This window comes from Agromyces sp. C10 (assembly GCF_023217995.1).
In the GTDB taxonomy this organism is placed as follows: domain Bacteria; phylum Actinomycetota; class Actinomycetes; order Actinomycetales; family Microbacteriaceae; genus Agromyces; species Agromyces indicus.
Map to the genome: position 1 here is coordinate 1 of NZ_JALPSX010000016.1, position 10,526 is coordinate 10,526.

Annotated in this window: 10 protein-coding genes; 3 read left to right on the forward strand and 7 right to left on the reverse strand. The window is 74.1% G+C overall.

The features are described from left to right. Positions 1-70 precede the first annotated feature (70 nt). Positions 71-1,174, reverse strand: a complete 1,104-nt coding sequence (locus tag M1L56_RS15750) for a ThuA domain-containing protein (RefSeq protein ID WP_248599953.1) — start codon at positions 1,172-1,174, stop codon at positions 71-73. Positions 1,175-1,454: 280 nt separating this feature from the next. Here M1L56_RS15750 and M1L56_RS15755 point away from each other — a divergent pair, with 280 nt between their 5' ends. Then, positions 1,455-2,831 (forward strand): L-serine ammonia-lyase, encoded by a 1,377-nt coding sequence (locus M1L56_RS15755; protein ID WP_248599954.1) that lies wholly within the window; start codon positions 1,455-1,457, stop codon positions 2,829-2,831. Positions 2,832-2,903: 72 nt separating this feature from the next. After that, a complete protein-coding gene (locus tag M1L56_RS15760) occupies positions 2,904-3,095 on the forward strand; it encodes a hypothetical protein (protein WP_067949873.1) in 192 nt (63 codons plus the stop codon). Between the two features lie 37 nt (positions 3,096-3,132). Here the strand turns inward: M1L56_RS15760 and M1L56_RS15765 are convergent, their stop codons facing one another. From M1L56_RS15765 to M1L56_RS15780, 4 genes are all read right to left on the reverse strand, one after another. Further along, positions 3,133-3,615: a rhodanese-like domain-containing protein gene (locus M1L56_RS15765; RefSeq protein WP_248599955.1), complete on the reverse strand. Its 483-nt coding sequence runs from the start codon at positions 3,613-3,615 to the stop codon at positions 3,133-3,135. A gap of 95 nt (positions 3,616-3,710) precedes the next feature. Beyond that, positions 3,711-4,988 (reverse strand): M18 family aminopeptidase, encoded by a 1,278-nt coding sequence (locus tag M1L56_RS15770; protein ID WP_248599960.1) that lies wholly within the window; start codon positions 4,986-4,988, stop codon positions 3,711-3,713. A 47-nt stretch (positions 4,989-5,035) separates the two neighbouring features. Beyond that, positions 5,036-5,971, reverse strand: a complete 936-nt coding sequence (locus M1L56_RS15775; RefSeq protein ID WP_248599956.1) for a DnaJ domain-containing protein — start codon at positions 5,969-5,971, stop codon at positions 5,036-5,038. Between the two features lie 85 nt (positions 5,972-6,056). After that, the gene (locus tag M1L56_RS15780; protein WP_248599957.1) at positions 6,057-7,655 is read right to left on the reverse strand and encodes a methyltransferase; all 1,599 of its coding nucleotides are present in this window, start codon (positions 7,653-7,655) and stop codon (positions 6,057-6,059) included. 147 nt (positions 7,656-7,802) lie between these two features. Between M1L56_RS15780 and M1L56_RS15785 the strand changes: the two genes are divergently transcribed. After that, a complete protein-coding gene (locus M1L56_RS15785) occupies positions 7,803-8,135 on the forward strand; it encodes a hypothetical protein (RefSeq protein ID WP_067949864.1) in 333 nt (110 codons plus the stop codon). A gap of 3 nt (positions 8,136-8,138) precedes the next feature. On the opposite strand, the gene M1L56_RS15790 is transcribed toward M1L56_RS15785, so the two are convergent. Together M1L56_RS15790 and M1L56_RS15795 are read right to left on the reverse strand one after the other, a co-directional pair. Beyond that, a complete protein-coding gene (locus M1L56_RS15790; RefSeq protein ID WP_248599958.1) occupies positions 8,139-8,546 on the reverse strand; it encodes a DUF3054 domain-containing protein in 408 nt (135 codons plus the stop codon). 16 nt (positions 8,547-8,562) lie between these two features. Then, entirely contained in the window at positions 8,563-10,437 is a 1,875-nt protein-coding gene (locus M1L56_RS15795) for a thioredoxin domain-containing protein (RefSeq protein WP_248599959.1), read from the reverse strand. Positions 10,438-10,526 lie beyond the last annotated feature (89 nt).

Sequence of the window (10,526 nt, forward strand, 5' to 3'; positions counted from 1 at the left end):
GGGGGGGGGGGGGGGGGGGGGGGCGCGCCCGCCCCCCCCCCCCCCCCCCCCCACGACCGGCCGGTCCTGCTCAGGGGAGCAGGCCCTCCTGCCACTCGATGAGATCGGCGATCTTGGAGACCAGGACCTCGTCCTGCAGGCCGTGCGCCTTGCCCTTCGCCTGGCGGAGCACCGCGATGGCACCCGCGTGGTCGCCCGCGTCGGCCGCCGCCTCGGCGGCGTCCAGGTAGGCCGTGACGTCGGCACCGAGCTTGTCGACGCGGACGGATCCGTCGCCGAGGCCGCCGACGATCTCGCCCACCTCGTTGAAGGTGACGCAGTCGCCGCCGCCGGTCACGACGCCCGCGGTCCACTCGATGCCCTTGAGGATGTGCTCGAGGAAGAGCGGGTCGTGCCACGACGCATCGGTGTGCCCGGCGCCCTCGTACCACGAGCGGCCGCCCTCGAAGTTGTGGCACCACGCGATCGGGTGGTCCGCGCCCATCCGCCCGCTGCCGGGGTTGTAGGTCGACTCGTCGAGCGTGATGAGCACGTGCACCTTGTCCCGCGGGTTGGTCGTGAAGTTGTACCACTCGTCGAAGCGCACCCACTCGGTCGGCAGCATCTCGGTCGAGGGGTGCGACGGGTTCTCGACGCGCATGGTCGCGGTCTGCTGCGCCGGGTGGTTGCGGAAGCGCGCGCTGCCGCCCGTGAGCTCGCTGTACCACGGCACCGTGTGCATCGAGTCCGTCGCGGCGTGCAGGCCGACGTAGCCGCCGCCGCCGCGGATGTAGCCCTGGAACGCGGCGAGCTCGGTGTCGTCCAGCAGGCGGGGCCGGTTGGGGTCGAGGTTGTTCGTCGCGTCGACCGGCGAGGCGAAGATGATCGTCGCGTACTTCGACAGGTCGGCCGTGCTCGTGAACGGCGTGCTGGGCAGCGTCAGCGACGGCTGGCCCGGCGAGGTGCCCTGCGGCGGATCCCACACGTCGACGGCGAACCCGTGCTCCTCGCCGAGGGCGATGATCGCGTTGGTGGTGTCGTCGATGTGCGAGTGCCGGAAGCCGAGCGTCTCGCCTACGACGAGCACGCGGTAGTCGTCGTCGGCCGCCTGCGCGGGCATGGCGACGACGCCGAGGCCGAGCGCGACTCCCGCGGCGCAGAGCCCGGTCACCGCGCGTTGGACATGTTGCTTCATAGGTCGTTTCTCCCCTTCGAGTACGGACCGATGCCGCCGGAGCGAATCAATATGTTGCACGCGACGACATATCTTGTCGCAGCCGACCCTATTCCCGACGGCGAGCGGATGTCAACGGCTGGCGTGAATACCTGTCGGTCGGATGCACAACTTCTGCCGTTATCCGTTAAAAGCACCGGCGCGGTCGGCACAGCGGCATCCGCAGTGGGATCGCGGGTGCGCGCACGATTCTTCGATCGATCGGGAGAACCGTGCGCGTGCTGCGACGTAGGCTGGACTGGTGACAGCGTTCGTCTCAGCCCTCGACCTCTTCTCGATCGGGATCGGGCCCTCCAGCTCCCACACGGTGGGGCCGATGCGGGCCGCTCGGACGTTCGTCGAGACGCTCCAGGCGAACGGCACGCTCGAGCGGGTCCGGCGGGTCAGCTGCTCCCTGTACGGCTCGCTCGGCGCGACCGGACTCGGCCACGGCACGCCCGACGCGGTCGTCGCGGGCCTCGCCGGCCTCACGCCGCACGACTGCGACCCCGACGACGTGCGCGGCGCCTGGGCGAGGCTCGGCTCCGGCGGGGCCGAGGTCCGGCTCGCCGGCATGCACCCGATCTCCATGACCCGGGACGACGTCTCCCTCGAGCCGCGCACGCGCCTGCCCGGCCACCCGAACGCCATGACGCTGCAGGCGTGGGGCGACGACGACGCACTCCCCCTCGCCGAGGAGACCTACTACTCGGTGGGCGGCGGCTTCATCCGCCGCGAGGGCGACGCCCCGGAGCAGGCGGAGGCACTGCGGCATCCGCTGCCGTACTCGACCGCGGCCGAGCTGCTCGACCTGTGCGACGCGCACGCCGTGAGCTTCTGCGACGTGGCCTGGCGCAACGAGGTCGCCGTGCACGGCGAGTCGGGCATCGTCGCGGGTCTCGACGCCATCTGGGCCGCGATGGCCGAGTGCGTCGACCACGGCCTGCGCACCGAGGGCGTGCTCCCCGGCATCCTCAAGGTGAAGCGTCGCGCCCCCGAGGTCCGGCGCCGGCTCGAGGAGTACGACCGCGACGAGCACGTCCGCGACACCTCCACGGAATGGCTCCACGCGTTCGCGCTCGCGGTCAACGAGGAGAACGCGTCGGGCGGCCGCGTCGTGACCGCGCCCACGAACGGCGCGGCCGGCATCATCCCCGCCGTCGGCCACTACTACCTGCGCTTCGTGCCGGGCGCCGACCAGGAGGGCGTCCGCCGCTTCCTGCTCACGGCGGCCGCGATCGCGAGCCTCGTGAAGAAGAACGCCTCGATCTCCGGCGCCGAGGGCGGCTGCCAGGCCGAGGTCGGCTCGGCGTGCGCGATGGCCGCCGGCGCGCTCTGCGCGGTGCTCGGCGGCACCCCGCGCCAGATCGAGAACGCCGCCGAGATCGCCATGGAGCACCACCTCGGCCTCACGTGCGACCCGGTGGCCGGGCTCGTGCAGGTGCCGTGCATCGAGCGCAACGCCATCGCGGCGTCGACCGCCGTGTCCGCCGCGCGACTGGCCCTGCACGGCGACGGCACGCACGTCGTCTCCCTCGACACCGTGATCGAGACCATGCGGCAGACGGGCATCGACATGATGACGAAGTACAAGGAGACCAGCGAGGGCGGCCTCGCGGTCAACGTCATCGAGTGCTGACGCCGGATCCCGCGCGGGTGTCCCCCGTACGGGTCCCTTCTCTCCGGCCGCTCGCTCTGCCAAGGTAACGGGGTGGACCCGAACATCGACCCCGACGTCGTCGCCGGCGTCAGCACCTTCGCGCTGCTGATCGGCGTGATCGTCTACTTCGCGACGATCGCCCTCAGCCTCTGGATCGGCTATCTCATCGTCAAGGCGGCCGTGCGCAACGGCCTGCGCGAGCACACGCTCTGGCTCGAATCCCGCCGAGGGCCGCTGCGCTGACGGATGCCGCGTGCGCCTGCCCGCCGGACGACGCCGGTCAGCAGGCGCACTCGACGGCGTCCGCCGCCGCCGCGACGTTCGTCAGGGGGTCGAGCGGATGCCGCTCCGTGCCGCCGTCGCGCTCGACCGCGAAGCCCTCGCGCGCCCAGTACTCGAACCCGCCGAGCATCTCCTTGACGGGATGGCCGAGGGTGGCGAAGGCGAGGGCGGCGCGCGTGGCGCCGTTGCAGCCCGGCCCCCAGCAGTAGACGACCACCGGAATCCCGGGGGCGATGAGCTCCGGCGCGGCCTCCGCGATCCGCCGACCGGGCAGGTGCACGGCGCCGGGGATCCGCCCCGCCGACCACGCCGCCTCGCTGCGGGTGTCGACGAGCACGAAGCCGGGTTCGTCGGCGGCGAGCGCCGCGGCGACGTCCGAGACGTCGGTCTCGAAGCCGAGGCGCGCCCGGAAGTGGCGCGCGGCCTCCTCCGGTGCGGCGGCGTGGTCGAAGAGCGCTGGGGCGGGGAGGGTCGAGGTCATGCCCCGATGCTCGCACCCGCGGGTCGACGGCGTCCTCGCGGTTCGCGCCGAGATTGCGCGAGATCCCGCCAACCTCGGGTCGGGCGGCCCGCCGGTCAGGCGTGCGACAGGAAGGCGCCGAGCGCCGCGCCGAGCGCCGCGAGGTCGTCGACGTGCGCCAGTTCACGGGCCGAGTGCATCGACAGCAACGGCGGGCCGACGTCGACCGTGCGGATGCCGAGGCGCGTGGCCGTCAGCGGACCGATGGTCGAGCCGCACGGGATGGCGTTGTTCGACACGAAGGGCTGCATGCCCGCGCCGGCCGCGCGGCAGGCCTCCGCCCACAGGGCCGAGCCCGCGGCATCCGTCGCGTAGCGCTGGTTGGCGTTGAGCTTCAGCAGCGGCCCGCCGCCGAGCACCGGACGGTTCACCGGATCGTGTCGCTCGGGGTAGTTGGGGTGCACGGCGTGACCGGCATCGCTCGAGACGTGCCACGACGCGGCGAACGCGCGGCGGCGCTCCTCCACGCCGGCTCCCAGTCCGGCGCCGATGCGGGTGAGCACGTCGTCGAGGAAGGGGCCGCTCGCGCCCGAACGGGACTCGGAGCCGAGTTCCTCGTGGTCGAACGCGGCGAGCACGCTCACGTGGCCGGCGTCGGCCGGAGCATCGAGCAGGGCGGTGAGGCCCGCGTGCACCGAGCTGAGGTTGTCCATGCGGCCGGAGGCGAGGAACACGTCACCCCGACCGAAGCGCGCCGGAGCGGCCGCATCGACGACGTGCACGTCGTGGCCGACGACGTCCTCGGGCGTCACGCCCGCGAGTCCGGCCAGGTGCGCGACGATGTCGGCCGGCTCGGGGCCGCCCTCCACGCCCCAGATCGGCTGCACGTGCCGCTGCTTGTCGAGGGTGAGCCCGTCGGCGTTGACGCCGCGGTCGAGGTGGATCGCGAGCTGCGGGATCCGCAGCAGCGGCCCGGTCGCGACGAGGTGCTCGGCGCCGTCGCGGGTGACGAGGCGTCCCGCGAGGCGCAGCTCGCGGTCGAGCCAGGAGTTCAGCAGCGGGCCGCCGTAGACCTCCACGTTCGCCTGCGACAGTCCGGCCGCTGCGCTCGACGGGTTCGGCTTGAGCTTGAACGACGGCGAGTCCGTGTGCGCGCCGACGATCCGGAACGGGGTCGTGGCGCCCGCCGATTCGGGCTGCACCCAGGCGATCACGGCGCCGTCGCGGACCACGACCCGGCGGCCCGCGCCCGTCGGCCAGGCGTCCCGCTCGTCGAGCCGCTCGAACCCGGCGGCCTCCAGCCGCCGCGCGACCTCGGCGGCGGCGTGGTACGACGACGGCGATGCCGTCACGAATGCGGTGAAGTCCTCGATGTACGCGTCGACGTCAGGCATGCCCATCCCTCCATCCTCCCCCACCGGTGCGCCACGTCGGGACGCGATCAGGCGAAGCGCACCGTCGCCTGCAACCGCGCCCGCACCTCCATGGAGTCCACGCCGCCGAGCTGCGGCGAGCCGGGGATCCCGTCGCGGATGGCGCTTGCGAGCCGCGACCGGCGCACGAGGGCGACCGCGGCGCCGCGGTTCGTGCCACCCACCTCGAGGGGCACGGCGGCGTGCTCGTCGGGCACGACCACGAGGAGCGCGGTCGGCTTCACCTTCGCCGGACGGGTGACGGACTTGGCCCGGGCGGCGAGCGCGCGGATCGGCCGTTCGCCGGCGAGCGCGTCGCCGACGAGTTCGCCGCGCTTCAGCGCGACCGGACCGCCCCAGTCCTCGGACTGGATCGCGATGAGCCCCGTGGGGCCGAGCACGAGGTGGTCGAGCTTCGGCGGCAGCCCCGGTCCTCCGGCGTCCGTCGCGAGGTCGTGCCAGACGGTGTACGCGATGCCGAGCGTCGAGAGCGCGCGCGCCGTCTCCTCCTCGGCGAGCGCGTCGGCGAGCACGTGACGGATGTCGCGGGGCGCGCTCCGCACGAGCGCCGGGTCGTACGGGTCGTCGAGCGTGACGCCGCGACCCGCCCACTCGCGGATGAGCGCGAGGTACTGCTCGCGCGAGAAGCCGCCGGGGTGCCCGTACGAGCGCGCGAGCGGCCGCGAGTCGCGGCGGGGCCGCGGGGCGGCCGGCGCGAACGGGTCGTGCGGGGCGTCCGACGGCGCCGTCGTGCGGATGCCCCGGTCGAATGCGGCACGCGCCTCGGGGGTGCCGACGAGCTCCCACGCGGCCTGCACGGCATGGAACGTGGCCGCGTCGCCACCCGTGTCGGGGTGGGCGTGCCGCAGGGCGCGGCGGTACGCCAGGCGGAGCTGGGCGGCATCCGCATCGGCGGGCACGCCGAGTACCTCGTACGGGGAGGCGGAGAGGGGGCTGTCGGGCATGGGCTCGCTTTCGGTGGGCGAGCACGAGAATACCGCCGCCCGCCGGAAGCACGCCGAATGCGGTCGCGCCGGGGCCCGCGCCCGCTCAGTCGACGGGTCGCAGCAGCCCGCCGGCGACGAGCTCGCGCACAGCCGGGCCGAGCTCCTCCCACAGCTCGGTCGGATCCACCTCCAGCAGTTGGGCGATCGCGTCGGAGAGCACGCCGACCGGCAGCTCCCCGTCGGCGGCGCCGACGAGGGCCGCGAGACCCGTGCCCGCGTCGACCGTGCGGGCGAACCCGCCGCCCTGGTGCAGCAGGATGACGGCCGGCTGCTCGGCGCCCGGCCAGTGGTGCCGCTCCTCGGTGACGTCGGGCGCGACGGCGATCCGGACCGCCCGCAGGCCGACGTCGTCGAGTCCGGAGATGCGGTCCATGGCTCCGAGGCACTCGGCCAGGTGCGACGCCAACCCGCCCGAGCCCTCGCCGAGCGATCCGTGGAGGCGCTCCGCGCGGGCGAGCCGCGGCGTCGCGTTCGCCGCGGGCCGCCGGAGCAGGAGGTATCCGAACCCGACCGATTCGACGCCGCGGGCGGCGAAGTCGTCGAGCCAGGCCGAGTACATCGCCTCGAACCCGGGCGTGCCCGGCCGCGTGCCGCCGTCGCGGATCCAGGTCTCGGCGTACTCGCCGGGGTCCTGCCGTTCGCGCTCGACGACCCAGTACTCGAGTCCCGCCTCGGCGAGCCAGCCGGTGACCCGCTCGAGCCCGTCGGCGAGGCCGTCCGCGGTCCGCCGGTACTCCCAGTTGCCGAGGAGCTGGGCGACGCCGCCCGGGCGAAGGTGCTGGGCCGTCCCGCGGAGGACCGCTTCGACGAGCCCGTCGCCGACCATGCCGCCGTCGCGGTACTCGTACACGGGCACGCCGTCGCGTCGCGGCGTGATGACGAACGGCGGGTTGGACACGACGCGATCGAAGTGCTCGCCGGACACCGGCTCGAACAGGCTGCCGAGGCGCAGCTCCACGCGCTCGATCCCATTGAGCGCGAGGTTGAGCCGGGCGAAGCGCAGCGCCCGCTCCGAGACATCCGTCGCCACGACACGGTCGCTGAACCGCGCCGCGTGCATCGCCTGAATGCCGCAGCCCGTCCCGAGGTCGAGCGTCGCCTCGACATGCTGCGGCAGGAGCAGCCCGCTCAGGGTCAGGGAGGCGCCGCCGACGCCGAGGACGTACTCCTCCGGCAGCGCGCCGCCCGTGGCGAGCTCCCCGAGGTCCGAGGCGATCCACCACTCCCCCTCGCCGCTCGCGTCGGCGAAGGCGTACGGCCGCAGGTCGACTCGCGGCGAGGCGACCTCGCCGTCGACCGCGACGAGGCCGAGTCGCTCGGCGCCGCCGAGGTCCAGGGCCGGCAGTGCCGAGGCGAGGGCGTCGGATGCCACCGGCATCCCGAGCACGAAGCAGCGCACGAGCGTCGCGAGGCCCTGCTCGTCGGGTCCGGCGTGCTCGAGGGCGCGCAGCGCGGGCACGCGGTGTCCGCGGCGGAGCGCCGATCCCGGGTGCGTCGCGTCCGACCGGGCGCCGCGCTCCCACAGCGCCTCGATCGCGGACACGGTGAACCGGGCGGCGGCGAGGTCGCGCGCGAGGGCGTCGACCGCGCCGAGGTCCGGTCCGTCGGCGGGGACGCCGGGAGGCGCGGGGTCGGTGCTCACGCCCCCATTCAACCAGCCGGCCGCGACGTTCCCGGATCGTCATCTGAGCGACATCCGCCGTCAATGCCGGACGTCGGCGCGTAACCCCGCCGACACACGCGCCGCGTACGGTCGGTTACCATCGGACGAGCGAGGGGAGGTCGCATCATGGCGGAGCCGACGACGCTGGAACGCCTGCGACAGGACGCACGCGACGAACTCGCCGCGCTCATCGAGCTGCGCTGCCGCATGGGCGAGGACCCCTGGACCTTCCTCCCGGAGCTGCCGTCGGTGGACGAGCAGGTCGTCGCGACCCTCCGCGAGGAGCGGCTGCACTCCGAGCGCTGGAGCCCGGCCCGAGCGCGCGCCTATCATCCGACCGCTCGGCGCGGCGACGTGGCGCGCTTCGAGTTCGAGGTGCTCCGCGACATCGCGCTCGATCACCCCGAGCTGAGCCGCGCGGTGTGGAGCATGCTCGAGCGGGTGCCGTCGACCTGGTGAGGTTCAGCCCGCCGCGCGGCGTGCTCGTTGCCGTGTGACGAGGGCGGCCACGGCGCGCCAGCCGACGAGGAGCATCGCGAGCGTCAGCGTCGCGACGATGACGAACGGCACCGCGGTGCCCTGACCGCTGGCCGCGCGAAGCAGCATGCCGATCGCGACCGCGCCGACCCACGCCGCGACGCCGGTCGGCCACGGCGCCGTCGGCCGTCGCCATGCCCGCGCGGCGAGCCACCCCGCGGCCCCGCCGACCAGGAACGGCCATGCGGTGGCCCAGATTTCGGCCGCGTCGAGCGTTTCGGTGTGGCTGGACCGGCCGGCGATCGCGAACGCCACGATGAGCACGGCATCGACGACCGCCGCGAGCGCGATCCGGGCGGGCGCGATCCGGGCGGGCACGTCGGTCGTGGTCACCCGTCCATCGTACGGATCAGGGTTCGGCGTCGCCGAGCGCGGCGAGTTCCTCGCCGGTCGACACGGGCAGCGCGCACACGAACGAGCGGCAGCGGTACGCCGCCCCGCCGCCGTCGCGGGCGGTCCGCCCGTCGAACAGCTCGAAGCCGGCCTCCGCGAAGTCCCTCGCCTGGGCTTCGGTGACGAACGCCGAGACGGATGCCGCCTGCCGCCGCGCGACGCGGACGAGCTCCCCGTCGCGCGCATCGGTCCCGTCGCTCGTCACGGTGACGAGTTGTACCAGCGGGGTGGCCAGTCGGGTCATCACCTCGAGGGCGCCGCCGAAGGCGATCGGACGCTGCACCGCGATGCCCGCGACGGAGCGCATGGCCCGCTCGGCGAGATCGCGGTACCGGTCCCCGGCGCCGAGTGCGAAGAGCTCGAAGGCTGCCGCCGCGCAGGCCGTCATGCCGGACGGGGCGGCCCCCTCCGCCGGGTCGGCCGGAAGCGCCAGACCGCGCGCGCGAAGCACCGGGTCGGGTCCGCCCGGCGCGGCGAACGCGTCGTCGTCACCGGATGCCGCGGCCGCCGCGTCGACCAGCTCGCGCGCCGTGGTCGCGTACCGCACGTCGCCGGTCGCCGTGGCCAGCGCGAGCAGGCCGCCTGCCAGCATCCCCGTGTCCTCGAGCGTGGCGACCGCGTCCGAGAGCTCGCCGTCGAGCGAGGCCCGCGCGAGGCGTCCGTCCGACTGCAGGTGGGTGGCCAGGACGAAGTCGGCGGCGCGGCGCGCGGCCGAGATCGCGCGTGCATCACCGAACACCGATCCCGCGCGGGCGAGGGCGCCGATGGCGAGCCCGTTCCAGCCGGTGAGGACCTTCGCGTCGAGCGCGGGCGGTTCGAGCTCGGCGCGCCCGGCGGCATCCCGGCGGTAGTAGCCGCCTTCGCTGCGCTGCCCGTCGATCACGCTCTCTGAGTCCTGGGCGCTCGCGAACCCACCGCTCGGCAGCTGCATCCGCTCGATGAGGAAGTCGATGAGGCCGCCCGCCAACGAGTCGGCGAATGCCGGGGCGTCCGGTCCGGTGGCGAGTTCGGCGGTGACCGAGAGCAGGAGCGCGTTGTCGGTGAGCATGCGCTCGTAGTGCGGGTCGCTCCAGTCCGCCCGGGTCGCGTAGCGGAAGAAGCCGCCCTCGACCGGGTCGCGGAGCGGCGACGCGCCCATGCGGCGGAGGGTCCGCGCGGCGAGCTCGCGCGCGTCGCCGCCGGCTCGGGTGAGGAAGGCGAGCACCGGCGCCACGGGGAACTTCGGGGCGCTGCCGAATCCGCCGAACTGCCGGTCCTCCCCCTGCGCGAGGGTGGCGACCGTCTGCTCGAGCGCGGCGCGGTCGGGCAGGTCGCCTTCGGTGCGGGCGACGGATGCCGCGGTGAGCGCCTCGCCGACGGCGTCCGCCGTCCGATCGAGGTCCTCCCGCCGCTCCCGCCAGGCTTCGTCGACCGCGGCGAGCACGTCGGCGAACGACGGGATTCCCTGGACGGCCCGGGGCGGGAAGTACGTGCCCGCGTAGAACGTCCGGCCGTCGGGCCGGGTGAACACGGTGAGCGGCCAGCCGAGATCCCTGGTGAAGGCGGATGCCGCGGCCAGGTAGCTCGCGTCCACGTCGGGGTGCTCTTCGCGGTCGACCTTGATCGCGACGAATCGGTCGTTGAGCACGCGGGCGATCTCGGGATCGCTGAAGCTCTCGCGCGCCATGACGTGGCACCAGTGGCACGTGGCGTAGCCGACGGAGACGAGCACGGGCACGTCCCGCCGTCGCGCCTCCTCGAAGGCGGCTTCGCCCCACGGATACCAGTCGACCGGATTGCCGGCGTGGGCTCGCAGGTACGGGCTGAGCGCGTCGCCGAGTCGGTTCCCCATCGACCCAGCCTAGGCATCCCGCGGGCGCTCGTCAGGACCTCACGGGTTAAATGCAGAAGAGCCGCCCAACTCTGGGCGGCTCTTCCGTG